The sequence below is a fragment of the Streptomyces uncialis genome (genome assembly GCF_001905345.1).
Taxonomy (GTDB): Bacteria; Actinomycetota; Actinomycetes; order Streptomycetales; family Streptomycetaceae; genus Streptomyces; species Streptomyces uncialis.
Genome location: NZ_LFBV01000003.1, coordinates 756,043 through 781,193, shown reverse-complemented (window position 1 = coordinate 781,193; position 25,151 = coordinate 756,043). Strand labels below are relative to the sequence as shown.

General features: G+C 72.9%; 23 protein-coding genes. 9 read left to right on the top strand and 14 right to left on the bottom strand.

The features are described from left to right. Nucleotides 1-15: 15 nt before the first annotated feature. The 9 genes from AB852_RS17225 to AB852_RS17185 form a co-directional block, all read right to left on the bottom strand. The gene (locus AB852_RS17225) at nt 16-1,593 is read right to left on the bottom strand and encodes a hydantoinase B/oxoprolinase family protein (RefSeq protein WP_073789073.1); all 1,578 of its coding nucleotides are present in this window, start codon (nt 1,591-1,593) and stop codon (nt 16-18) included. Beyond that, nucleotides 1,590-3,716, bottom strand: a complete 2,127-nt coding sequence (locus AB852_RS17220; protein ID WP_073789071.1) for a hydantoinase/oxoprolinase family protein — start codon at nt 3,714-3,716, stop codon at nt 1,590-1,592. The genes AB852_RS17225 and AB852_RS17220 overlap by 4 nt, the downstream gene beginning before the upstream one ends. Nucleotides 3,717-3,770: 54 nt before the next feature. Continuing rightward, on the bottom strand, nt 3,771-4,085 hold the full coding sequence (gene fdxA, locus AB852_RS17215) for a ferredoxin (RefSeq protein ID WP_073789069.1): 315 nt from the start codon (nt 4,083-4,085) through the stop codon (nt 3,771-3,773). Between the two features lie 79 nt (nt 4,086-4,164). Next, nucleotides 4,165-5,211: a 2-oxoacid:ferredoxin oxidoreductase subunit beta gene (locus AB852_RS17210; RefSeq protein WP_073789066.1), complete on the bottom strand. Its 1,047-nt coding sequence runs from the start codon at nt 5,209-5,211 to the stop codon at nt 4,165-4,167. Next, on the bottom strand, nt 5,204-7,072 hold the full coding sequence (locus AB852_RS17205; protein ID WP_079184687.1) for a 2-oxoacid:acceptor oxidoreductase subunit alpha: 1,869 nt from the start codon (nt 7,070-7,072) through the stop codon (nt 5,204-5,206). The genes AB852_RS17210 and AB852_RS17205 overlap by 8 nt, the downstream gene beginning before the upstream one ends. A gap of 490 nt (nt 7,073-7,562) precedes the next feature. Continuing rightward, nucleotides 7,563-8,336 (bottom strand): class I fructose-bisphosphate aldolase, encoded by a 774-nt coding sequence (locus AB852_RS17200; RefSeq protein WP_073789061.1) that lies wholly within the window; start codon nt 8,334-8,336, stop codon nt 7,563-7,565. 51 nt (nt 8,337-8,387) lie between these two features. Then, complete coding sequence (locus AB852_RS17195) at nt 8,388-8,849, bottom strand: ester cyclase (protein WP_073789059.1); 462 nt, start codon at nt 8,847-8,849, stop codon at nt 8,388-8,390. Continuing rightward, the gene (locus tag AB852_RS17190) at nt 8,846-9,322 is read right to left on the bottom strand and encodes a VOC family protein (protein ID WP_073789272.1); all 477 of its coding nucleotides are present in this window, start codon (nt 9,320-9,322) and stop codon (nt 8,846-8,848) included. The genes AB852_RS17195 and AB852_RS17190 overlap by 4 nt, the downstream gene beginning before the upstream one ends. Before the next feature lie 74 nt (nt 9,323-9,396). Further along, nucleotides 9,397-10,581 carry an aromatic ring-hydroxylating oxygenase subunit alpha gene (locus AB852_RS17185; RefSeq protein WP_079184685.1) on the bottom strand — a complete coding sequence of 395 codons (1,185 nt, stop codon included), beginning with the start codon at nt 10,579-10,581 and terminating at the stop codon, nt 9,397-9,399. Between the two features lie 192 nt (nt 10,582-10,773). Between AB852_RS17185 and AB852_RS17180 the strand changes: the two genes are divergently transcribed. Further along, nucleotides 10,774-11,859, top strand: a complete 1,086-nt coding sequence (locus tag AB852_RS17180) for an aldo/keto reductase (protein ID WP_073789055.1) — start codon at nt 10,774-10,776, stop codon at nt 11,857-11,859. Between the two features lie 236 nt (nt 11,860-12,095). On the opposite strand, the gene AB852_RS17175 is transcribed toward AB852_RS17180, so the two are convergent. The 5 genes from AB852_RS17175 to AB852_RS17155 form a co-directional block, all read right to left on the bottom strand. After that, nucleotides 12,096-12,488, bottom strand: coding sequence for a VOC family protein (locus AB852_RS17175; RefSeq protein WP_073789053.1), 393 nt, complete (start codon nt 12,486-12,488; stop codon nt 12,096-12,098). 68 nt (nt 12,489-12,556) lie between these two features. Then, a complete protein-coding gene (locus AB852_RS17170; protein WP_073789051.1) occupies nt 12,557-12,949 on the bottom strand; it encodes a VOC family protein in 393 nt (130 codons plus the stop codon). Nucleotides 12,950-13,002: 53 nt separating this feature from the next. Then, the gene (locus AB852_RS17165; RefSeq protein ID WP_073789049.1) at nt 13,003-14,343 is read right to left on the bottom strand and encodes an FGGY-family carbohydrate kinase; all 1,341 of its coding nucleotides are present in this window, start codon (nt 14,341-14,343) and stop codon (nt 13,003-13,005) included. Nucleotides 14,344-14,354: 11 nt separating this feature from the next. After that, a complete protein-coding gene (locus AB852_RS17160) occupies nt 14,355-15,374 on the bottom strand; it encodes a zinc-dependent alcohol dehydrogenase (RefSeq protein ID WP_073789047.1) in 1,020 nt (339 codons plus the stop codon). 65 nt (nt 15,375-15,439) lie between these two features. Further along, nucleotides 15,440-16,855 (bottom strand): amidohydrolase family protein, encoded by a 1,416-nt coding sequence (locus AB852_RS17155; protein WP_073789031.1) that lies wholly within the window; start codon nt 16,853-16,855, stop codon nt 15,440-15,442. 163 nt (nt 16,856-17,018) lie between these two features. Here AB852_RS17155 and AB852_RS17150 point away from each other — a divergent pair, with 163 nt between their 5' ends. The 8 genes from AB852_RS17150 to AB852_RS17115 all read left to right on the top strand — a co-directional run bounded on the left by AB852_RS17150 (nt 17,019) and on the right by AB852_RS17115 (nt 25,150). Then, entirely contained in the window at nt 17,019-18,566 is a 1,548-nt protein-coding gene (locus AB852_RS17150) for an aldehyde dehydrogenase family protein (RefSeq protein ID WP_178391040.1), read from the top strand. 120 nt (nt 18,567-18,686) lie between these two features. After that, complete coding sequence (locus AB852_RS17145) at nt 18,687-19,175, top strand: VOC family protein (RefSeq protein ID WP_073789029.1); 489 nt, start codon at nt 18,687-18,689, stop codon at nt 19,173-19,175. A 95-nt stretch (nt 19,176-19,270) separates the two neighbouring features. Continuing rightward, nucleotides 19,271-19,984, top strand: a complete 714-nt coding sequence (locus AB852_RS17140) for a FadR/GntR family transcriptional regulator (RefSeq protein ID WP_073789026.1) — start codon at nt 19,271-19,273, stop codon at nt 19,982-19,984. 113 nt (nt 19,985-20,097) lie between these two features. Continuing rightward, nucleotides 20,098-20,484, top strand: a complete 387-nt coding sequence (locus AB852_RS17135) for a cupin domain-containing protein (protein ID WP_073789024.1) — start codon at nt 20,098-20,100, stop codon at nt 20,482-20,484. Between the two features lie 91 nt (nt 20,485-20,575). Further along, nucleotides 20,576-20,935 (top strand): VOC family protein, encoded by a 360-nt coding sequence (locus AB852_RS17130; RefSeq protein ID WP_079184683.1) that lies wholly within the window; start codon nt 20,576-20,578, stop codon nt 20,933-20,935. Between the two features lie 135 nt (nt 20,936-21,070). Beyond that, nucleotides 21,071-22,186, top strand: coding sequence for a BMP family ABC transporter substrate-binding protein (locus tag AB852_RS17125; protein ID WP_073789021.1), 1,116 nt, complete (start codon nt 21,071-21,073; stop codon nt 22,184-22,186). 16 nt (nt 22,187-22,202) lie between these two features. Beyond that, a complete protein-coding gene (locus AB852_RS40835) occupies nt 22,203-24,011 on the top strand; it encodes an ABC transporter ATP-binding protein (protein WP_245876807.1) in 1,809 nt (602 codons plus the stop codon). After that, on the top strand, nt 24,008-25,150 hold the full coding sequence (locus tag AB852_RS17115; protein ID WP_073789017.1) for an ABC transporter permease: 1,143 nt from the start codon (nt 24,008-24,010) through the stop codon (nt 25,148-25,150). The genes AB852_RS40835 and AB852_RS17115 overlap by 4 nt, the downstream gene beginning before the upstream one ends. Nucleotide 25,151 lies beyond the last annotated feature (1 nt).

The following is a 25,151-nucleotide window of genomic DNA, read 5'->3' as shown; positions in this document are numbered from 1 at the left end:
CGCCCGGGGCGCGGGTCACACCGCGGCGGTCGCCGGGACCGGCCCGTACCCGCCGCCGCCGGGCAGCTCCAGCCGGACGACGTCCCCGGGCTGGAGCGTGATCCGGGCCTGGGTGCGCACCGGTTCACCGTTCACCAGGAACCGGCCGGTCGCCCCGGCGCCGCCGCCGAAGACACCCAGAGGTCCCCGGGCCAGCCGGGAGGTGACCGCGTTGAGGACCCAGGGCGAGGGCGAGTCGACGGTGAACTCGATGGTCTGGCCCATCCCGCCGACCTGGGCGCCCTTGCCGCCCGAACCCCGGCGCAGCTCCTTGCGCAGGAACCGGATCGGCGCGGACGCCTCCACCACCTCCAGCGGCACCGCCGACACACCCGTCGGGTACGACGTCGTCGACAGCCCCGGCTTGGTGGCCCGCGCGCCGACCCCGCCCGCGTAGGTGAACATCGCGGTGATGAACGGCTTGCCCTCCGCGTCATGGCCGCTGACCTGCATCGTCCACACCGCCGCCGAACCCTCCGCCATCACCGCGTCGGGCAGCGCCTGCGACATCGCCTGGAGCAGCGGCATCGGCAGGAACATCCCCACCACATGGCGGGCCGTGCACGGGGACGGCGGCCGCGCGTTGACGATGCTGCCCTCCGGCGCCTCCACCGAGATCGGCGCCAGCGAGCCCGCGTTGTTGGGGATCTCCGGGTTGAGCAGACTGCGCAGGGTGAACGTGGTGTACGCGTGGGTGTAGTTCTTGACGACGTTGATCCCGAACGGGCTGGCGCCCGACGAACCCGCGTAGTCGACCAGGATCTCGCCCTTGTCGGCGTCCACGGTCACCGCGACCTCGATGGTGATCTCCGAACCGTCCGCCAGGTCCAGCACCGACGACGCCCGGTACACCCCGCCCGGCAGTTCACGGATCGCCCGCCGGGTGGCGTCCTCCGAGCGGCGGATCACCTCGTCGGCCAGCTCCTCCACGTCCGGGAGGTCGTACGAGTCCAGCAGGGCCTGGAGCCGGACCGCGCCCACCTCGCCGGACGCCATCTGCGCGTGCAGATCACCCGCCATGTGCTGGGGCTGGCGGACATTGGCCAGGATGAAGTCCCACACCGGTTCGTTGCGGACACCCGCCGTCATCAGCTTGCTGATCGGTATCCACAGGCCCTCCTCGAACACGTCCCGGGCGCCCGCGCCGATGCCGTACCCGCCGACATCGGTGTGGTGGATCGTGGAGCCGAAGAAGCCGATGACCCGGCCGCCCCGCCACACCGGGACCAGCACCGTCACATCGAGGAGCTGACCCGCCGTCTGGTACGGGTCGTTGGTGATGAGGACGTCCCCCGGGGTGAGGGAGTCGACCGGGTGCCGGTCCAGGATGTTGCGGCACGCGATGGCGAGGGAGTTGATGTGGCCGGGCGTCCCGGTCACGGCCTGCGCGACCATCCGGCCGCGCCGGTCGAACAGCGCGTTCGCGAGGTCGCCCGCCTCCCGCACGATCGGACTGAACGCCGACCGCTGAAGGGCCTTGGCCTGTTCGTTGACGGTCGCCACCAGGGAGCCCCACAGGACTTCCAGCTCGATGGCGTCGAAGGTACGGCTCATGCGGAGACCTCCTCGTTCTGCTCGACGGTGACAGACCGCTCGGCCGGCGCGGTCGCGGTCGCGACGATCGACCCGTCGGCGGCGACCTCACAGCTCCAGCCACCGGGGATCACCGATGTCGTCTCCCGTTCCTCGACCAGCGCGGGCCCCTCGAAGCGGTCGCCCGCGCCGAGTTCGGCCCGCCGGTACACAGGGACGGGTACGGGCTCCTCGCCCCGGCGGAAGCGGGCGGGACGGTGCCGGTCCGGCACCGGCGTACCGCTGCCGGCGGCCACGGCCGGTACCTCGAACCCGGGGGCGTCCGACCAGGCCGCCACCCGCCAGGTCACGACCTCGACCCCCACATCGGGGATGCGCAGACCGTAGATCTTCTCGTACTCGCCGTGGAACAGCTCCAGGGTCTCCGCCAGCGACGACGGCCAGGCCGCGCCCTCGCCCACCCACAGCGTGATCTCGTTGCCCTGGCCCTCGTAGCGGGCGTCCAGGCCGTAGCGGAAGTGCACATCCCCCGAGGCCGCGCCCGCCGCCGCGAGCACCCGGCGGCCCTCCTGGCGCATGTCCTCCAGAAGCAGGTCACGGTCGGCGTCGACCCGCCCGTCCAGGGCCCGGACCATCGACCGCGCCAGGTCGATCCGGACCGGGGAGACCAGCGTGCCGAACGCGGACAGCACACTCGCGTTCACCGGGAAGATCACCCGGGGCGCCTCCAGCAGCGTCGCCACCCCGCACGCGTGCACGGGTCCCGCGCCGCCGAACGCGATCAGCGCCACGCCCCGCAGATCGATACCGCGCTCCACGGCGTGCATCCGGGCCGAGGCCGCCATGTTCTGGTTGATGACCTCGTACACCCCGACCGCCGTGTCGTCGGCGGTCGCGCCGAGCCGCTCGCCGAGCGGCGTGAACGCGTCGCGTGCCCCCGCGAGGTCCAGGGGCATCTCACCGCCCAGGAAGTACTCCGGGTCCAGCAGGCCCATCACCAGGTCCGCGTCGGTGGTCGCCGGGACGGTCCCGCCCCGGGCGTAACTGACCGGGCCCGGGTCCGCGCCCGCCGAGTCGGGACCCGCCTTCAGCAGACCCAGGCCGTCCACCCGGGCCAGGCTGCCGCCGCCCGCGCCGATCTCCACCAGGTCGACCGAAGGGATCGAACAGGGGTAGCCGGAACCCTTCTTGAAGCGGTAGACCCGCGCCACCTCGAACTCGTTGGTCAGCTCGGGCCGGTAGTCCTCGATCAGACACGACTTGGCGGTCGTGCCGCCCATGTCGAAGCAGAACAGCCGCTCCTCGCCGAGCCGCCGCGCGTACCAGACACCCGCCAGGGCGCCCGCCGCCGGACCCGACTCGACCAGCCGGATCGGCACTCTGCTGGCGTCGTCGGCGGAGACCACACCGCCGTTGGAGAGCATCATCAGCACCGAGGCGCCGAACCCGGTCTCCGTGAGCCAGTCCTGGAGCTCCTTGAGATACGGGCCGATGACCGGCATCGTCGCCGCGTTGCACACCGTGGTGATCATGCGCGGGTACTCACGGATCTGCGGGGTCACCTCGTGCGAGGCGCACACCGGCACCCCGAGGCGCTTGGCCAGCCCCTCCGTCACCAGCCGCTCGTTCCCGGCGTTGGCGTACGAGTTCAGCAGACAGACCGCGACCGCCTCGACATCGTGCCGGCGCAGTTCCTCGGCGAGGGTGTCGAGCCCTGTCTCCGTCGGCCGGGTGAGGACCGCGCCGCTCGCCGAGGTCCGTTCGTTGATCTCGAAGACCAGGTCGCGGGGGATCGGCGGCGCGGGGAACTCGATCTGGAGGTCGTACATGTCGTAGCGGTGCTCGCTGCGGATCTCCAGCGTGTCACCGAAACCGTCGGTGGTGACCAGGGCCGCGCGGCCGGTCTTGCCCTCGATCAGCGCGTTGGTGATCAGGGTGGTCGCGTGGACGATGGGGCGGGTGATGTCGCCGGGGGAGATCCCGGCCTTGTCCAGTGCGGACAGCACACCGGCCCGGACGCCGCCGAGCGGCGCGGCCGGGGTGGTGAGCGTCTTCTCCACGACGACACGTCCGGTGTCGGCGTCGAGGAGGACGACATCGGTGAAGGTGCCGCCGATGTCCACGGCAAGGCGCCAATCAGTCACGTCTGGCCTCTTCTCTGGTCGTGGCGGGAAGGAGGGTCCGTCCCGGTCCGGGGGTCATACGGGGTCGGGCTTCGGGGGCAGCAGGGTGACGTCCCGGTGATCGGGCACCGGGCCCGCCGAGGGCTCGTCCGGATGGCCGGACAGCACCTCGGCCGCGGCGGTCAGATGCCACTGCCACTCGGCGGGCAGGCTGTCGGCCGGGTAGATGGCCTGGACCGGGCAGACCGGTTCGCAGGCGCCGCAGTCGACGCAGTCGCCGGGGTGGATGTACAGCATCCGGTCCCCCTCGTAGATGCAGTCGACGGGGCACTCGTCGATACAGGCGCGGTCCTTGACGTCGACGCAGTTCGTCCCGATCACATAGGCCATGGGCACCTCCTGGGGCGCGAAGGGGGACGGGGAGAGGGCGGCCGGGGGGAGCGGGGGCGGCGGTGGGCCGGGCGGCGGCTCATCCGGCGGTCCAGGTGTCGCGGCCGGTCAGCAGCGTGTCGAGATCGCGGCCGGCGCCGTCGGCCGCGGCCCGGCGCAGCTGGTCGGCCACCAGCCGGTCGTACGAGGGCCTGGCCACCGAGCGGAAGACGCCGACCGGGGCCGGACCGCCGTTCTCCGGCAGCCGCGACAGGGCGAACGCGCCCGCCGGGTCCGGGTCATGGGCGTCGTGCACCACCTCGCCCGGCGGTTCCGCGCCGTCCCGGCCGGCCGGGGTCAGCGCGCCGGACGGCCCGCGTACGACGGTCCGCGCGCCCCCGGCGCCGTACCGCAGCGGCGCCCCGTGGGTCAGCCGCAGCAGATGGTCGTCGCGGGTCGCCCGGTTCTTGAGGACCTCGAACGCGCCGTCGTTGAAGATGTTGCAGTTCTGGTAGATCTCCACCAGCGCGGTGCCCTCGTACCGGGCGGCCTCCCGGAGCACCGAGGTCAGATGCGCGCGGTCCGAGTCGATGGTGCGGGCCACGAACCCGGCACCGGCGCCGAGCGCCAGACCCACCGGTTCGAACGGGGTGTCGACGGAGCCCATCGGTGACGACTTGGTGATCTTCCCGGGTTCCGAGGTCGGGCTGTACTGGCCCTTGGTCAGGCCGTAGACACGGTTGTTGAACAGCAGGATCGTGATGTTCACATTGCGGCGCAGCGCGTGGATCAGATGGTTGCCGCCGATGGACAGGGCGTCGCCGTCCCCGGTGACCACCCATACCGACAGATCCGGCCGGGACACGGACAGGCCCGTGGCGATCGCGGGTGCCCGTCCGTGGATGGAGTGCATACCGTAGGTGTTCATGTAGTACGGGAAGCGGGACGAGCAGCCGATCCCGGAGACGAACACGATGTCCTCCCGGCGCAGTCCCAGTTCCGGCAGGAACCCCTGGACGGCGGCGAGGACGGCGTAGTCGCCGCAGCCGGGGCACCAGCGGACCTCCTCACCGGAGCGGAAGTCCTTCGCCGTCAGCTCCAGCCCCGGGCCCCGGGCGCCGGATGGCGTGGTCACCGTCTCAGACATCGCAGATCACCTTCTCGACGGCCGTCCGCAGATCGGCGGCCTTGAACGGGGTCCCGCGCACCTGGGTCACGGACACCACGTCGACCAGATAGCGGCCACGCAGCAGCAGGGCGAGCTGACCCAGGTTCATCTCGGGCACCACGACCCGGTCGTAGGCCGCGAGGATGTCCCCGAGTTCCGCGGGAAAGGGGTTGAGGTGCCGCAGATGGGCCCGGGCGACCGGGCGTCCCGCGGCCCGGACCGCGTCGCACGCGGCGGCGATCGGCCCGGCGGTCGAGCCCCAGCCGAGCACCAGGACCCGGGCGTCCCCGCCGGGGTCGTCCACCGTCAGCGGCGGCAGGTCCCGGACGATCCCGTCGACCTTCGCCTGCCGGACGCGCACCATGAACTCGTGGTTGTCCGCGTCGTAGGAGATGTCGCCCGTCCCGTCGGCCTTCTCCAGCCCGCCGATCCGGTGTTCCAGACCCGGGGTGCCGGGCACCGCCCAGGGCCGGGCCAGGGTGACCGGGTCCCGCAGGTACGGCAGGAACCGCGGCGATCCGTCGGCGGCCGTGCCGTTGGGGCAAGTCGCGAAGGAGAACACGGCCGACAGGTCAGGCAGTTCGGCGGCCTTCGGGACGAGCCACGGCTCGGAGCCGTTGGCGAGGTATCCGTCGGACAGCAGCACCACCGGGGTCCGGTACGCCAGGGCGATCCGTACCGCCTCCAGCGTCGTGTCGAAGCAGTCGGCCGGGGAACTCGCCGCGAGCACCGGCAGCGGCGACTCGCCGTTGCGGCCGTGGAGCACCTGGAGGAGATCCGCCTGCTCGGTCCTGGTCGGCAGCCCGGTGGAGGGCCCGCCGCGCTGGACGTCCACGACGACCAGCGGCAGTTCCAGGGTCACCGCGAGCCCGACGGCCTCCGCCTTGAGCGCGATCCCCGGCCCCGAGGTCGTGGTCACCCCGAGCGATCCGCCGAACGCGGCCCCCAGCGCCGCGCTGACGGCGGCGATCTCGTCCTCCGCCTGGAAGGTGGTGACCCCGAGGTCCTTGTGCCGGCTCAGCTCGTGCAGGATGTCGGAGGCCGGTGTGATCGGGTACGAGCCGAGGAACAGCGGCAGCCCGGCGCGCTGGGCGGCGGCCACCAGTCCGTACGACAGGGCGAGATTGCCGGTGATGTTCCGGTACACACCGGGCGGCGCGGGCGCCGGGGCGACCGTGCAGGTCACGGCGAACGCCTCGGTCGTCTCACCGAAGTTCCAACCCGCTCCGAACGCGGTGAGGTTGGCCCGCAGGATCTCCGGCTTCCGCGCGAATTTCCGTTCCAGATGGGTCCGGGTGCCCTCGGTCGGCCGCTGGTACATCCAGGACAGCAGACCCAGCGCGAACATGTTCCTGGCCCGCTCGGCGTCCTTGCGGGACAGCCCGGAGTCCTTCAGCGCGGTGACCGTGAGGGTGGTGAGCGGCACCGGCCGCAGCACGTACCCGTCCAGCGAACCGTCGGTCAGGGGATCGGCCGGGTATCCCGCCTTCGTCAGCGCGCGCGGGGTGAACCGGTCGGCGTCCACGATGATCTGGGCGCCGTCCCGCAGATGTCCGAGATTGGCGCGCAGCGCGGCCGGGTTCATCGCGACGAGTACGTCCGCGCTGTCGCCCGGGGTGCTCACCCCGTGGTCGGCGAAGTGGAGCTGGAACGCCGAGACCCCGGGGAGGGTGCCGGCGGGGGCGCGGATCTCGGCGGGGAAGTCGGGCAGCGTCGCCAGATCGTTCCCGAAGGCCGCCGTCTGCGCGGTGAACCGCTCACCGGTGAGCTGCATACCGTCACCGGAGTCACCGGCGAACCGGATCACCACCGAGGGGACGGCTCTGACCTGCTTGGACATGATCGCGACTCCTGAGATCGCAGGGAGGTCCCGCAAGGGGGGCTCCGGGGAGCCGGTCCGGCGGCTAGCCGTGCCTCTCGCGTCGTCCGGTGCGGACGCCCGGGGCACCGGCCGTACGGGACGCGGCCCGGGACGCCGTACCGGATACCGCACCGGAACGCCCGGCGCGGGCCGGGGGAGAGACATGGGGTGGGAAGGCCGGTCCCGGTGGGCCGCGCGACCGGCGCGTCGGCCCACCGGGACCGGGCGCCGGGGCCGGCGGGAGTCCGTGCGGGGAACTCCGCGGGCCGCTGCGGCGCGGGCCTGCCCGGAGGGTACGGGCAAGCCGTCCGGGCCGCCCGGGACCGGGGCGGAGGCGGCGGCCAGGGGCGAAAAGGGGAGGTGGTGGGCGGGGGTGGCCGCGCCCCGTACGCGTGATGGGCATCGACTGCGCGGGACACGGGACCCTTCAGGTCCCGCACACGGTGCGTACGGGGCGCGACCGGTCCGGTCAGGTCCCGTGGACCGCCTCACGCAGCCGCGCGACCAGTTTGTCCGGCGCCGCGGACCCCCAGACGTTGCGGCCGAACGCGACACCCGCGCCGCCCGCCTCGACCACGCCCCGGGCGAGCGCGACCACCTCGTCCTCGCTGTCGGTCTTCGGACCGCCGAGCGCCACCACCGGCACCGGGGTCGCCGCGACGACCTCCGCGAACTCCTCCGTCGGACCCGGGCACACCGTCTTGATGATGTCCGCGCCCAGCTCCGCGCCGATCCGCGCGGCCCGCGCCACGTTCTTCGTGGTCCACGGCACCGCCTTGGCCCAGCCGCCGGGGATCATCTCCGCCATCACCGGCAGACCCAGCAGCTCGCACTCCGAGGTGAGCCGGGCCAGCCGCTTCAGCGACAGATCCTCGTCGGGCGCCCCGGGGAAGGCGAGGACGACCACGCAGTCCGCGCCGATCCGCAGCGCCTCCTCCGGCAGATGCATGATCGCGTTGACGTCGCCGGAGGCGAACTCACCGATCTCGGAGGAACCGCCGTCCACCCGCAGCACCAGCCCCGCGCCGGCGAACACCTCGGCGTACGCACGGGCCAGATGCCAGGTCGCGAGGACCGCGTCCGGGCGGCCCTGCGCGATCCGCGTCATCGGCTCCCCGAGCGGCGGCCCCTCACCCATGTACGCGGCGTGGTCGATGGCCGCGAAGACGGCCCGGCCGTCCGCGCCGAACATCCGGCGCATCCGCCGGAGCTTGCCCGCCCCGAGGGCGGAATGGGTCTGCACAATCGTTCCTTTCGTCGCTGTACACGTCATCCGGGCGGCGGTCCCGGCCGGCTACCCGTCCTGCTCCGGCCGGGTCCGCCACCGCCGCTGCTCGGTGCTCTGCCGCTGGAAGGTGCCGCTGTCCCAGTAGTCGACCCGGTGCGCGATCTCCCCGCCGCTGACCCGGAACCGGAACATCCCCCGGATCCTGATCCGCGGCCGGTGCGCGGCCCCCGACCAGCGGAACGTCATCAGATACGCCACCGCGGCCCGGTCACCGTCCACGATCAGGTCCTCGACCTCGTACCGCAGTTCCTCGAACTCGGCGAGGAATCCCGTCAGCCGCTCCCGGTACGCGGCCCGGCCGCGCACACTGCGGCCGAGCGACGCGGTGTGCTCGTTGTGGAAGTCCGCGGTCACCCGCCCCGCGATCCGGTCCGGGTCCCCGCTGTTCAGCGCGGCGATATAGCGTTCCACGGCCTCCCGGGTCCGCTGCGCGGTACCCGCGCCGGCGGCCGGGGCGGACCCGCTCACCGGTCCCCGCCGGAGCCCCAGAGGGTGCGGACCTCCTCGAACACCCGCTGATTGTGGGAGATCTCGACGACATTGCCGTCCGGGTCGTTCAGCGCGCAGATGTAACCGACCGGCGGCGGCAGCTCCATCGGCTCCCAGTGCAGACAGCCGGCCTCCCGGGCCCGCGCCGCGGTGTCGTCCACGTCCGAGCGGTTCGGCACCTCCATCCCGAGGTGCGCGAACGGGCTGAGCTGCGGCTGCTTCCTGCCCTTGTCCTTGTCGAACCCGACGAGCACCAGCACGAACGGCGTCTCGACCTGGCCCTGGTTGGACAGCCACGCGTTGGCGCCGTCCTTGTCCTGGTGCCGGGCCACCACCACCAGCGGGGTGAAGGACGTGTAGAACTCGACCGCCGCCTCCAGATCGCTCGTCGGAAGCGCGATATGGGTCCAGCGGGCCTCGGTGAGCTTCCTGCCCGGTTCCGTGTCGGCCACGGTCACCACTCCTCTTGTCTCTCGTTCCTCGGCGGCCCCGCTCGCGGCCGTACCGGCCGCCGCTGCCCGTCCCCTCAGCCGACGGGTCCCTCGAACTCGTCCGGCGCCAGCGGGGTCGCCACGTCCTCGCGGATCTGACGCATCATGTGCCGGGCCCGGCCCTCCCAGGTGCTCGGCGGGCCGACCCGGTAGAACGGTGAGCGGAGGTTCTCCATCAGGACGGTCACCATGTCGGTGTCCTCCTTGTTGGTCAGCTCCAGATTGACCAGCTCCCGCTCCTGGAGCCCGATGTCCTCGGTCAGCCCGTAGATCCGCGACACCAGCCGGCTCCGGTCCGGGGCGATCGGGTCCACCCGCACCATGATCAGCTGCGAGGCGTACGGCAGCGGCGTCAGGTTCGGATAGACGAACTCCGCGTAACTGCCGCGCAGATCCTCCTCGTTCAGGTCGGTGCGGCCCAGCGACAGATCGAAGTTGTCGCTGTGCGGTTTGTAGCCGCTGGTCGTCCGGCCCTGGAAGCGGACGATGGTGTCCATCTGCTTGCGCACCTTGTTCAGCCGCCGGTGCACGAACCGCACGTGGTAGTCGTCGTTCGAGTTCTCGACGAACACCTTCCAGTTCATCGGGTACTCGTCGTTCAGCTCGCGGTGGTAGCGGTGGTACCCGTCGATCCGGTACGCCTCGTAGCGCGGCAGCAGCGGCGCGATCCACTCCTCGAAGGAGGGCGCCTTGCGCGACAGACAGGCGAACACCAGCTTCCCGAAGGCGATGTGCACCCGGATCGGCACCAGCCCGTACCGGTTCATCGGGAAGTCCGGGCCGTACATCCGCTCCCGGTCCGGGATCGACAGCAGCTTTCCGTCCAGGCCGTACGTCCAGGCGTGGTAGGGGCACGCGAACGCCTTGCCGCAGTTCCCGGCCGGTTCGAAGGCCACCCCGGAGGCGCGGTGCCGGCAGTTGTTCAGGAAGCCCTTGACCGAGCCGTCCCGCTGCTTCACCACCAGCACCGACTGGGTGCCGATCCGCCCGGTGATGAAGTCGCCCGGCTTCACCAGGTCCTCGGTGTCCCCGAGCCACACCCAGGACCGGCCGAACACCCGGATCATCTCCAGGTCGAACAGTTCCTGGCTCCACACCTCCCACGGCTGGAGCATGTCGCTCGGCAGGGGTGACTCGACGAGTCCGTCGCTCTCCCGCGCCGGCCCGGCGGCCCGGCCCGCGGCCACCTGCTCGTCCAGGGCGAGTTCCGAAGCGGTCATCCGGTCCAGCACGGCTTCCTCCCCAAACACTTGACTTGCTTGCACCGACTGCGTGCTCTTGATGCTTGTGATGAGCTCGAAGGTAGGTCCGCGGCCCACCGCCCCGGTATGTGCTTCAGGCACGAACCTGGGCCGCCCTTGCTGCTCCCCGGCCACATCGGTACGCGCGGGGCGAGCTGTCAGGCTCGGGACATGGATTCTGTGAACCTCGGCGGTACAGGACTGCGGGTCAGCCGCCTCTGTCTGGGCACGATGATGTTCGGCGCCTGGGGAAACCCGGACCACGACGCCTGCACCCGGATGGTGCGTACCGCGCTGGACGCGGGCATCGGCTTCATCGACACCGCCGATGTGTACGCCTTCGGCGAGAGCGAGGAGATCGTCGGCCGCGCGCTGAAGGGCCGCCGTGACGAGGTCGTCCTCGCCACGAAGTTCGGTGAGCGCACGGACCCCGACGACCCGCGCACCGGTGGCGCGTCCCGCCGGTGGATCGCCCGGGCGGTCGAGGACAGCCTCCGCAGGCTCGGCACCGACCGGATCGATCTCTACCAGCTGCACCGGCCCGACTTCGGGACCGCGCTCGACGAGACACTCGGCGCCCTCGGCGATCTGGTGCGCCAGGGCAAGATCCTCGCGATCGGCGCCTCGGCCACCCCGGCGGACCGCATCGTGGAGGCCCGGTGGACCGCGGAACGCCACGGTCTGGAACCCTTCGGCACCGAGCAGCTCGGGTACTCCGTCCTCGCCCGGCACGCGGAGGCGGCGGCCCTGCCCGCGTGCGGGCGGCACGGGATGGGCGTGCTGGTGTACAGCCCCCTGAACGGCGGATGGCTCACGGGGAAGTACCGCGCCGGGGTCCCGGCCCCCGCCGACTCCCGGGCGGTGCGCAACGCCGGGCACTTCGACCACGGGCAGCGGGGTGTGCGCGCCCGCAAGCTCGCGGTGGTCGAGGAGATCGCCCGGCTCGCCGAGGAGTCCGGGCACACCATGATCGAGCTGGCGCTCGGCTTCGTGCTCGCCCATCCCGCGGTGGGGTCCGCGATCGTCGGACCCCGCACCGAGGAGCAGCTGGCGGCTCAGCTCTCGGCGGCGTCGGTACGGCTCGCCCCGGACGTGATGGACCGGCTCGACCAGCTGGTCGCCCCGGGTACCGACCTCAACCCCGGGGACGCCGACCAGACGTCCCCGGCGCTGACGGACGCCGCACTGCGGCGCCGCGCCCACGCGCTGCCCGAAGGCGCGCTGCCCGAAGGCGCGCTGCCCGGGGGCGGTGCCTGACCGCCGCCACGCGACCGGGCCGGGCCGCCCCCCTCCCGGGCGGCCGGGCCCGAGGACACGGCCGCGGCCGGGCAGCGGACGAGCCGCCTCGGCCCCCGCCGGACGGCCCCGCGCATCATGCGTCGGCCGACCTCCTGACCCCGGTCGGACACCCGGCTCCGGCCGGGACCCCGGTCGTACGCGGGGTCCCGGCCCGGACGGTCCCCCGCGAGGTCCCGGCCCGGCAGTCGCGGGCGTCAGGAGTTCGCCCGCCACACCACGATCTGGTTGCCCCACGGGTCGAGGAACGAGGCGTGCCGGCCGTTGAACTCCTCCCAGTAGGTCTGCTCCCACAGGGCCGTCGCGCCCAGCAGGACCGCCTTGTTGAGGTAGTCGCCGGGCGGACCGTCCACCAGGATGTACACCCGGGTGTGCAGACCGGAGCGGGGCTGCGCGGGCAGCGGCGCCGGGTCCGGGTGCTGCTCCGTCTCGCTGAACAGCCCCAGGTGCAGCCCCTCGCCCGGGACCACCTGATGGAAGACGCCCTGGGGGCGCGGGTTGATCGTCCAGCCGAACAGCTCACGGTAGAACGCCGTGGACGCCTCGACATCGGTGCTGGGGAGGTCGACGAAGACAAGGGTGTTGGCCATGGGGTGGTTCCTCGGTTCCTGGGATCGTTTCGGTTGCTCTGCCGACCGCGTCCGGTGCCCGGCGGCGGTCACCCGGTCCGCGGCGCGTGACCGCTCCTGAAGTACGTCCCCTTGTCACGCCACAGGACGACCTCGTTGCCCCACGGGTCACGGAACGCCGCGCAGCGGGCCTCGAACTCCGCCCACGGCTTCTCCTCCCAGAGCACCGTGGCGCCACCGGCGACGGCCTTCTCCAGACAGGCCGGCGGCTCGTCGACCATCACATAGATCCGGGGCACCGGACCGGTGACCGGACGGTCCTCCCGGTGGATGCCGAGATTCGGCTTCACCCCGGGCAGCACCTCGTGGAACTCCCCGGCGGGGCGGCGGTTGAAGGTCCAGCCGAACAGCTCGGCGTAGAAGCGCGAGGTGGCCTCCACATCGGGCGTCGGCAGATCCATGAAGATCACGGGATTGGGCATCGGGACTCCGTTCTCCGGGCGGGACGGACAGGGGCCACCGGGCGGCGGGCCCTTCACGCGGCGGTGGAGGTGTTCACCGGAGCCGACAGACGCGCCACCTCCGCGTCCCCGAGCGCCAGGAAGAGCCGCAGCCCCTCCGCGTACACCGGGTCCGGCTCCGGATCGATCACGGTCATCGGCGGACGCGGCCAGTCCCCGCCCGCCCCGGCGCCGGGCACGGGCCACCAGCCCGCCCCGGCGCCCGCGGCGAGCGCCGCCCCGAACGCCGCCACGTCCACCGGCTCCGGCACCTCCACCGGCACCCCGAGGACCGCGGCCTTCACCCCGCACCACAGCCGACTGCGCGCCGGGGACCCCGCGCACACCAGCGTGTCGATGGGCGCCCCGTGCGCGGCCAGCCCCAGCGCGATGTGCGCCAGCCCGTACGCGGCGCCCTCCAGCGCCGCCCGGGTGAGCTCCCCCGGACCCGCCGCCGACGACAGCCCGTGGATCTCGCTGCGCAGCGCGCGGTTCCAGCGCGGCGCCCGCTCACCCTCCAGATACGGGATCACCGTGACGCCCCCCGCGCCCGGCGGCACCCGCGCGGCCAGCCGCAGCAGATCCGGCACGGCCCGGCCGGTCAGGGAGCTCAGCCACTCCAGCATCAGTCCGTGCGCGGCGACCGGCCCGCCGACGATGTCGAGGCCCGGCACCGCGCTCGGCAGCGCGTAGTGGTCGGCGGCCGGTGAACCCGCGGCGACCGCCACCGCGAGGCCGCCGGTCCGGCCGCCCGGGTCCATTGCCCGGCCCGGCCGGTCCAGTCCCCCCGCCCAGAACGCCAGATACGCGTCCTGCGCCGCCGCCACCAGCGGAATCCCGGGCGCCATGCCCTCGGTGCCGGTGGTCGTCCCGGTCACCGTGCCGGTCCGGGCGACGGGCCCGTAACCGTCCAGCAGCGGATCACCGGTCCAGCGCGACTGGTACCGGTCCGCCCCGAGCCGGGCTCCGACCCAGTCGTACAGCTGCCACGGTGTGCCGTCCGGGTCGTCCGCGCGCAGCACCGTCCGCTGCGCCTGGTGCTGGGCGACCGGGGACCCCTGCGCCCCCGCTGGATGACGGCAGGTCAGGGCGGTGACCGGGGAACCGCCGTCGGACACCGCGACCGTCGTCGGGCTCTGCCCGCCGAAGGCGAGCGCCACCGGACGGGCCGCCGCGGGCAGTCGCGCGGCCAGCCGGCGCACCGACTCGACCGCACCGGCCAGCCAGCCCGCCGGATCGGCGCATCCCGCGGTCCAGTCCGCGGCACCCGGATAGGGCGCGGTGGCGCTGCCGAGGCTGTTCCCCCCGGGGTCCAGGGCCAGCGCACGGGCGGAGTTGCTCCCCAGGTCGACCCCGACGACGACCCGGGCGGACACGGGCGGCACGCTCAGCCGCCCACGAGGACACGGTAGACCGGGCTCTTCGCGGCGAGCCGGAGCGCCGCGTCCGCCTCCGCCAGCGGGAACTCGGCGGTGACCAGCGCGTCGAGGTCGGCGGCGAGCCGCCCGGAGGCGATCAGGGCCGCCGCCTCGGTCCAGTCCTCGGGCTCATGGCTGAACACCCCGAGGACGGTCAGCTCATGGTGGTGGATCGCGTCGGGGCCCACCCCCGCGACGAGTTCCTTCGGGAACGCGCCGAACAGCACCACCGTGCCCCCGTCGTCGCACAGCGCGAGCGCCGTCTCCAGCGCGTCCGGCGCACCCGCCGTCACGAACACCAGATCCTGCTTGCCGCCCGTCGCCACCGCCGCGTCCGGGGTGCTCGTCCAGTCGGCCCCGGCGTCACGCGCCTCCGTCAGCCGGTCCTCGCTGATGTCGATCAGCCCCACGGACGCCGCGCCCCGCAGCTTCGCCAGCGCCAGATGCAGCCGCCCCATGAAACCCGCGCCGACGACGGCCACCCGGTCCCCGGCCCGCAGCCCGCCGAGCCGGGCCGAGTGCGTGACACACGCGAGGGGTTCGCCCATGACCGCGTGGCGCACCGGCGCCGCACCCGTCCCGAACGCCTGCGCGGCGGGCACCCGGACCAGCTCCGCGAGGCCCGCGCCCATCGAGACGGTGCCGTCCGACAGCGCGCCGCCCTGCGGGCGCTTGCACAGGGCGCTGCGCCCCCGGCGGCACGAGACACACGTCCCGCAGCGGGTCAGCAGATCGAGGGTGACCGTGTCACCGACCCGGGGCGAGCCGGGCAGCCCCTCGGCCTCCGCGCCGACGGCGACGACCTCGCCCGCGACCTCGTGCCCGGCGGCGACCGGATAGACCGGCTTGGTGCCCAGATAGAGCCTGCGCTCCATGGTGCACAGACCGCAGGCCCCGATCCGTACGAGCACGTCCCGTGCTCCCGCGACCGGATCGGGCTCCTCCCGCAGCGAGACCTGTTCGGCGGCGGTGATGACGGCGATCTTCATGAGAACGACTCCCGGTGCTAGGGGATGCGAGAGGACGGAACGGAAGAGGTGGGGTGGGGAACGCTTCAGTGGGCCGCGATCACGGGCCATCGGGACCGGACCGGGACGCCCGAACGGTGCAGCAGGTCCGCCGCCGCGCGCGCCGCGTCGGCCCGCAGTTCCGTCTCGTCGACGGTGACGCAGCGGTGGTCGCGGACCACGACCCGGCCGCCGACGAGGACGTCCCGTACGGAGCGGCCGTCGGCGGACCACACGAGCTGATGGGCGATGTCCCCGCGCGGTGTCCACTCGGGTCCCGCCGTCGTGTGGACGACGAGGTCCGCGTACTTGCCGGGTTCCAGCGAACCGATCCGGTCGGCCATCCCGATCGCCTCGGCGCCCCGGATCGTCGCCAGCTCCAGGGCCTCGGCGGCGCCGAACCGGGTGGGGTCGGCGCGCATGTCCTTCGCGAGTCCGGCGGCGAGCGCGGCGGCCTTCAGGATGTCGGAGGAGTCGCCCGCGTTCTGCGCGTCGGTGCCGAGCGCGAGCCGTCCGCCCCGCTCGAACAGCTCCGCGTGCCGCCCGGCGCGGGTCACCCCCTGCCCGAGCCGCAGATACGCCCAGGGGCAGTACGCGACGGCCGTGGAACTGGTCAGGAGCGCGTCGACCTCCGCGTCGTCGAGCCACACCGCGTGGGCGAGCAGCAGATGCGGGCCCAGTACCCCGAGGTCGGCGAGGTGCAGCACCGGCCGGCGGCCGGTCAGCTCCAGATAGTGCGCGGGGTCGGCCGCCGACGGCGACATATGCATGGTCATCGGGGCACCCGTGGCGCGTGCGAGGTCGGCCGCCCCGGCGAGCAGTTCGTCACTGGCCAGCCCGTGCCCGACGAGCGTGACCCAGCCCTCGACCCGGCCGCCCGCCGGATACGTCTCCACCAGTGCGCGCAGCCGGTCCAGCACCCGCGGCGCGGGGGCGGCGAACGGCGCCCCCGGCACGTCCCAGCCCCAGGTGCCGACCGTGCCGCGTATCCCGGCGGTGCGCAGGGCGTCCGCGACCCGGTGCGGATGGGCGACCGTGCCCGCCTCCACCACGGTCGTGACCCCGTTGCGCAGATTCTCCACGCAGGTCAGCAGCGCCGACAGTCCGTCGTCCGCGGCGGTGTGCGCGCGGTGCAGGGGGATCGCCCAGGACCCCACCGACGCGCCGGGCGGCAGATCGTCGGGGATCCGGGCCCGGGCCAGCGGGTCGCCCGTGTGGTGCTGGTGGGCGTTGACCAGACCGGGGGTGACGACACAGCCGTCGGCGGACAGCTCGGGGGTGCCGGGCCAGCGCTCCCGCAGCGCGGAGGTCGCGCCGACCGCCAGGACACGTTCCCCGGCCACCGCGACCGCGCCGCCCGCGAGGATCTCGCGGCGGGCGTTCATCGTCACCACGTCGCCGCCCGTCACCAGCAGATCGGGGCGCTCCGGGGGCGGGCCGTGCGGCTCCTGTTCGCTCACCATGGCCACGGACACTAGGCCGCCGGGGGCCGCCGGACATCGTGGCCGGGAGCACAATCAACGCCCCCCGGTCCATGCCGGGAACACGATGCGGCGGCTCCCCGCTGCGACCAGCCTGACTTGCGTTCGTATCGCACGGCCAGGCAGCCGAGAGGGAGTGACCGCGATGTCCGCCGCGATGTCCGCCGGGGAACACAGCACCGGCCCGCAGCCCGGAGCCGAGCCCCGGCTCCGTCCGGGCTGGCTCAGCACGGACCCCTATCCGCAGCTCATCGGGGGCCGTGAGGCCACCGGCGGCACCCCCCTGCCGATCACCGACCCGTCCACCGGGGAGCGGCCCGCCCGCTATCTGGCCGCGACCGCCGAGGAGGTGGACGCCGCGATCGGCGCGGCCCGCGCCAGCTTCGACACCGGGGTGTGGCGGCGGATGCCGGGCCCCCGCAAGGCGGAGGTGCTGGAGGCCGCCGCGGCGGCGATCCGCGCGGACGCCGCGCGGTTCGCCGCGCTGGAGGCCCTGGACACCGGCAAGGCGGTGTCCGGCGCGCTCACCAATGACGTCTACGAGGCCGCGAACGCCTTCTCCTACGCGGCGGCCGTGGCCCGCACCGCGCACGGCGATGTCCGCCGGGCGACCTTCCCGCCGGAACTGCTGCCCGGCGGCGGGCCGCGTGTCCTCACCGTCCGTGAACCGGAGCCCGCCGGGGTCGTCGTCGAGCTGCTGCCGTGGAACGGGCCGCTGATGACCGGCAGCCAGCGCATCGCGTCCGCGCTCGCCGCGGGCTGCTCGATCGTGGCGAAGCCCCCGGCCGACGCGGTGATCACCCTGGTCGAGCTGGGCCGTCTGCTCACCGCCGCCGGTCTGCCGCCCGGGGTGCTGAACATCGTCCTCGGCTCCGGCGCCACCGTCGGGGAACAGCTGATCACCGACCCCCGGGTCGATCTGATCAGCCTCACCGGGGGCACCGCGACCGGCCGCCATGTGATGGCCGCCGCCGCCCGCAACCTCACCCCCGTCCATCTGGAACTCGGTGGCAAGTCCCCGGTCGTGGTGTTCGCCGACGCCGATCTGGAACAGGCCGTCGGCTGGGCGATGATGGCCGCGTTCGTCAACATGGGCGAGGTCTGTGTCGCGGGCAGCCGGCTGCTGGTCGAGGAGTCGGTGTACGAGGACGTGGTGCGCTCGGTCGCCGCGGCGGCGGCGACGCTGCCGGTGGGGGACGCCCTCGACCCGAAGACGTTCATCGGCCCGCTGATCCACGAACGGCACGCGAACCGGGTACGGGGCTATGTGAGCCGCGCTCTCGGCGCCGGGGACGCCACCCTGGTCGGCACCCCGGAACTGCCCCCGGGACTGGGTCCGGCGTACGCCGCGCCGACCGTGCTCGGCGGGGTACGGCGCGGCTGCGAGCTGGAACAGGAGGAGGTCTTCGGCCCGGTGCTCGCGGCGATGCCGTTCCGTACCGAGCGGGAGGCCGGTGAACTGGCCAACGGCACCGCCTACGGGCTCAACGGCACGGTGTTCACCGGGAACCTGGAGCGCGCGTTCCGCTTCGCGGACACCCTCGACTGCGGCGAGGTCAACGTCAACTGCCACTTCGCGCCCGATATGAACGGCGGCCGGGGCGAACCCCGTCGGGCCAGCGGATTCTCCCGTACCGGGGTCGACGCGTACACCCGGATCAAGGCCGTGAACATCTCCGTGCACAGTGGCTGAATCCCCGCTTTGTGCTCCTGAACCAAAGACCCCCCTGGCCTGGCGTCCATACCTTCTGACCGTCAGACCATCAGTCCGGAACGAACCGGCCCACCGAACCACCGGAAGGAGTCGCCGACGATGGCGATCACCGGTATGAACCACGCGGTCCTCTATGTACGGGACGCCCGCAGGACCGCCGCCTTCTACCACGACGTCCTGGGCTTCGAGACGGTCATCGAGGGCCCGCCGGGCAGCTTCGTCTTCATGCGCGCCCCGGCCTCGGACAACCACCACGACATCGCGTTCTTCACCATCGGCGACAAGGCGAAGGCGTCCGAGGCGGGTTCCCGGACCGTGGGCATGTACCACATCGCCTGGGAGGTCCCCTCGCTGACGGCCCTCGCCCGGGCCCGCGACACCCTGGCCGCCGCCGGCGCGCTGAAGGGCGCCAGCGACCACGGCGCCAACAAGAGCCTGTACGCCACGGACCCCGACGGACTGGAGTTCGAGGTGATGTGGCTGGTCCCCGCCGAGCACTGGGGCGACGAGGCGCACCAGGCCATCGTCCGCCCGCTGGACATCGACGCGGAGATGCGCCGCTTCGCATCCGTCACGGGCGCGGTCTAGGCCCTGGCCCTGCCCCGTCCCGGTGCCCACCGGACACCGCACCGCGCCGGCCCTCCGGGCGGGCGTACCCACCACGAGGACCGGAGGCCGTCCCCATGGACCCGAAGCGCTTCGCCCCCGTCTCCCGCGCCACGGTCCCCGAGCAGATCAGGGACTCGCTCCTGGACGGCATCCGGGACGGCAGTCTGGCGCCCGGGTCCCGGCTCCCCGCGGAGCGCACGCTGTGCGAACAGTTCGGTGTGGCCCGCACCTCGGTACGCGAAGCGGTCCAGGGACTCGTCGTCCTCGGCTGTGTCACCAAGCGGGGCAACCGCTTCGTCGTCGCCGATTCCCTGCCCGACATGCCGCTGGGCGGCGAGGACCGGCGCAAACGCAACATCAGCGAACTGTTCGAGGTACGGCAGGTGATGGAGGTCGCCATCGCGCGGCTCGCCGCCACCCGCGCGGACCCGGCGGAACGCGCCCAGATCACCGCCCTCGCGGCGGAGTTCGGGCCGGGCATGCGGCTGGAGGACTTCCGGGACCTCGACCGCCGCTTCCATCTCGCCCTGGCCCGCGCCTGCGGCAACCCCACCCTGCACGAGCTGTACCGCAAGGCCCTGGACGCGGTGTTCGCCTCCGAGGACTTCTCCTCGCTGCTGGACGCCGAGGACAACGCCGGGGCCGTCCGCGAGGTCATCGCGGAAGCCTGCCTGGCCCATGTACGGATCGCCGCCGGGGTGGCGGGCGGGGACCCGCACACCGCCGCGCTCGCGGCGGCCGACCATCTGGGCGAGGTCGAGAAACACATGATCGCCCGCATGTTCTGACCCACGGGCCGCCCGCTGGCCGCCGGGGCCGGCTCCCCGGCTCTCGGCTCCCCGGACCGCGGGGCGCGGGCACCGGCACCGGCACCCGCACGACAGAGAGGACGGACCCGCCCATGAGTGACGACGACCGGCCGACCGAGGACGCGCAGCACGTCTGGGCCTTCGACGACGCCGAGTTCAAGGAGGTGCGGCCCGGCTTCCGGCGCCGCGTCTGGTCCAGCGACGACATGATGCTGACCTTCTGGCGGATCGAGGAGGGCCGCGGCCCCACCCCGTACGACAACCATCCGGACAACGAGCAGTGGGGCGTCGTCCTCAAGGGGAAGCTCGACTTCCGGATCGGTTCCGACGAGCGGCGGACGCTCGGCCCCGGCGACGTCTACTGGGCGCCCAAGGGCCACGACCACGGCGACAGCCTCTTCATCGGCGACCCCGAGCACGGCGAGACCTGGATCCTCGACATCTTCACCCCGCCCCGCGAGGAGTACCTCGGCGGCTGACCGGGCCGCCCACGCCTCACTCACCCGCGCGCCACGCGCCACTTCACCCACGCGCCACCCGCCTACCCACCCACGCATCCTGGAGGACACCGTGCGCATCGGCAGCCTGCTGATCGGTTCGGAGAACGCCGAGCAGATGAAGTCCTGGTACCGCTCCGCCTTCTCGGTCACCGAGAACGACGGCGGCGCCTTCCCCCTCGGGGACGTCCAGCTCTTCATCGAGGAGCACAGCGAGGTCTCCGGGCCCAACGCGGACGCCGCCCGGGTGATCGTCAACCTCGACGTCGACGACTGCCGCGCCCTGGAGGCCCATCTGCTCACCCTCGGCGTCACCTGGGTGCGCAAGGTCGAGCAGATGCCCTTCGGACTGATCGGCACCCTCGCCGACCCCGACGGCAACTATGTCCAGATCATCCAGTGGGGCGCCGAACCGGGCACCCACCCCGGATGATCCGCCCGCCCCACCTTGAGGGCCCCACAGCACCCCCCACTCCTAGCAGCTCCCGCAGCACCCTCGAACGGTCCGCGGACCCGCCACCGGGTCCGCGTGACACCGAATCCGCGTTGAGTCGTCTGGAGAAGTGCGATGCGAAGAAAAGTACTGAGAGCTGTCGCGGGCCTGGTCATCGCGCCGGGACTGCTGCTGACCGCCTGCGGTGAGACACGGACGGACAGCCCGAAGGCCACCCCGGCCGCCGGCAAGAGCAGCGGGGGAGCGGCCACCACCACGCAGGCCGACGGCACAGTGCCCGCGGGCGAGCCCGATGTGAACGGCGACGGCAAGGTCGTCATCGGGGTGATGAGCCCCGGCGACACCAAGGACAAGGGCTACTACCAGAGCTTCGTCGACGAGTCCCGGAAGTTCGCCGACGAGAACGACTGGAAGCTCACCATCGTCGACAAGATCAACCCCGCCACCGCCGTCCAGCAGGCCCGCAACCTGTGCCTCCAGCGGGTCGACCTGATCGCCATCGGCGCCAGCGAGCTCAAGGACGCGCTGTCCGCGTCCACCGAACCGCAGTGCAAGGGCGTCGCCTGGTACATCAGCGGCGGCCAGGGCGTGAAGCAGACCCCGGCGTTCACCCAGTCCCTCGACTTCATCAACGAGAGCCTGTACGCCGCCGGTTACGCCGCCGGACTCATCCTCAAGGAGAACGGCGGCAAGAAGGCCGGCTACATCACCGGCCCCGACCTCGACTTCGCGCGAGCCGTCGCGAAGGCGTACAAGGCCGGTATCAGGTCCGTCGTCCCCGACGCCGAACTCGTCGAGAACTACACCGGCGACTTCAACGACTCCGGCAAGGCCAACGAGGCCGCCAACGCCCAGCTCTCCCAGGGCGTCAAGGTCATCTACCCCTACCTCGGCGGCGCCACCGACTCCGTCACCCGGATCGCCAACAAGAAGGGCGTCCCCGCCCTCACCCCCGGCACCGACCGCTGCACCCCCGAACCGGGCGGTGTGAAGTACGCGGTGTCCGTGGTCTTCAGCCCCGGCGCCTACTTCGCCGGAGCGCTCAAGGACTTCAAGGAGGGCACCCTGCGGATGGGCGTGGCCCGTGAGTGGCACCTGGGCAAGGACCCCGTCCCCACCGTCAAGCTCTGTGAGCCGAAGGGTGACCAGGAGGCCAAGCTGGCGAAGCTCATCGAGGACATCGGCAGCGGAAGGCTGAACGTCGATGACGCCGTCGCGGGCAAGCGGTAGCGCGACCGCGCCGGTCATGGCCGCGGACGTGCCCGTGCTCCAGATGCTCGGCATCTCCAAGCACTTCGGGTCCGTCCGCGCCTGCGGCGAGGTCGATCTGAGCGTGGCCGCCGGGGAGATCCACGGTCTCCTCGGTGAGAACGGCGCGGGCAAGAGCACCCTGATGAAGATCCTGCTGGGCCTGGTCGTCCCGGACTCCGGACGGGTCCTGCTGCGCGGCCGGGACGAGGACATCACCGACCCGCTCACCGCCGCCGCCCGCGGTATCGCCATGGTCCACCAGCACTTCAGCCTCGTCGGCCCTCTCACCGTCTGGGAGAACATCGCCCTCGGTGACCGGGGCCGGGTGGACCGCGACCGGGTACGCGCGGCGGTCCGCGAGGTCGGGGAGCGCTACGGACTCGCCGTCGACCCCGACGCCCGGGTGGAGGACCTGTCCACCGGGGAACGCCAGCGGGTGGAGATCGTCAAGTGCCTGCGCCGGGACCCCGATGTACTGGTCCTCGACGAGCCGACCTCGGTACTCACCCTGGAGGAGTCAAGGGACCTGTTCACCGTGCTGCGCCGGGCGGCGGCCGACCAGGGCAAGGCCGTGATCCTCATCAGCCACAAGCTGGACGAGATCGTCCACGCCACCGACCGGGTCACCATCATGCGCCAGGGCCGCGTCGTGGCCCGGCGCACCACCGCCGGGACCGACGAACGCTCCCTCGCCCGCGAGATGGTGGGCCGGGAACTGTCCAAGTGGACGGCGGCCACCGCCGTCGGCGCGCTGGACGCCCTCATCGAACCCGGCCGCACCGAACCGGCCGGAGGCTCACCCGTCGAGGTCCGCGAGGAACCGGACACCGAGGCCCCGGCGGCCACCCCGGCGGCCTTGCCCGCTACTTCGGCCACCCCGGCCGCCACCCCTGGGACCGCCCCGACCGGCGGGGCGGGGGAGTCCGGCTCGGGCGACGGGCCGGGGGTGAGCCGTACCGGAGCCGCGTACGGCTCACCCCTGCCCGCCGTCCCCGCGTCCCGGCGGGCGGACGCCGACCCGGGGCCCGGATCGGCCGGCCCACCGCACCCCGCCGCCACGGGTGTGCTCCTGCGGGTCCGCGACGCCCACGCGGTCGGCCCCGAACGGATACCGCTGCTGCGCGGACTCTCCCTCGAACTGCGGGCCGGGGAGATCCTCGGCATCGCCGGGGTCGAGGGCAACGGACAGGCAGCCGTCGGTGAGCTGTTCTCCAGTCTGCTGCCGCTCACCTCCGGCAGCGTCGAGGTCGACGGCACCACCGTGCCCGCGGGCCGCCCCGGCGCCATGCACGACGCCGGGATCGGCGTCATCCCCGAGGACCGGCACGCCTCCGGATGCGTCCTCGACATGAGCGTCGCCGAGAACCTCGTACTGGCCGACCTGCGGACCGTGACCCGGCGCGGACTGCTCAGCAGACGCCGACTCGTCACCCGGGCCCGCGAACTCATCGAGCGCTTCGAGATCGCCACCCCGTCCCCCGACACCCCGATGCGGCTGCTGTCCGGCGGCAATCAGCAGAAGGTCGTCCTCGCCCGGGAACTCTCCGCCCGGCCCCGGGTGCTCGTCGCGGCCCAGCCCACCCGCGGGCTCGACATCGGGGCCATCGAGTACATGACCGAGCGGCTGCACGAGGCGGCCCGCGGCGGTATCGCGATCCTGCTGCTGTCCACCGAGCTCAGCGAGATCCTCACCCTCTCCCACCGGATCGCGGTCATCCACCGCGGCACGGTCGTCGGCGGGATGGACCGCGCCGACGTCGACATCGAACGCCTCGGCCTGATGATGGGAGGCCAGACCGCATGACCGGACTCCTCCAGGCGCCCCGCGCGAACAGCGCGGCGGGCACGCCCGGACCACCCGCGCCCCCGCCGCGCCCACCGCTCACGGAGCGGCTGCGCACCCCCGCGCTGTACGTCCTCTCCCTCTCCGCCGCCTTCGGGATCGCCGCGATCCTCGTCGCCGTCGTCGGCAAGTCCCCCAAGGACGCCGCCGTCGCGATGTTCGACGGCAGCCTCGGCAGCGGCGCGGCCCTCGGCCAGAGCGTCGACCAGGCCGCCCCGCTGCTGCTCGTCGCCGTCGGCTCCGTCATCGCCGCCCGCGCCGGGATCTTCAACATCGGCCAGGAGGGACAGGTCGTCATCGGCGCCGCGCTCGGCGCGGGCGTCGGGCTCTTCATGCCCGGCCCCGGCTGGTTCGTCCTGCCGATGATCCTGCTGTGCGCCGCGCTCGGCGGCGCCCTGTGGGCCGGCGTCGCCGCCCTCCTCCACTACTGGCGCGGGGTCGACGTCGTCATCAGCACCCTGCTGCTGATCTTCGTCGCCAACCAGGTCGTGTCGTTCGCCGTCAACCGGGACTATCTGCTGCGGGAGACCGCCGTCCCCGGCCAGACCACCACCTCCCAGTCCGACATGCTCCGGGAATCGGTGTGGCTGCCGCGCTTCGGCGAGTTCCCCGGCTTCAACATCGGTGCCGGGATCTTCCTCGCCGTCGTCCTCGCGGTCGCCGTGTACTTCGCGCTGACCCGCACCCGCTGGGGCTTCCGGATCCGGCTCCTCGGACTCAACGCCCGCACCGCCCACCGCGCCGGGGTCGGCGCCGTCGTCGTCGGCGGCGGCGCACTCCTCGCCTCCGGCGCCTTCGCCGGGGCCGCGGGCGGGGTGATGCTCACCGGCAGCGGCTACCGCATGCAGGACGGCTTCGCCGGGAACGTCGGTTTCGACGGACTCCTCGTCGCCCTCGTCGCCAAGGACAACCCGCTGCACGCCGTCCCCGTCGCCTTCTTCTTCGGGGCGCTGCGCGCCGGCGGCGGCTTCCTCGCCGCGACCGGCATCCCCCGCTACATCGTCGCCGTCGTCACCGCGCTGCTCGTCCTCGCCGTCGTCTTCCCGACGGCCGTCGCGGAGATCCGGCGGCGTGTCCCGGCCCGCACCAAGGAAGCCTGAG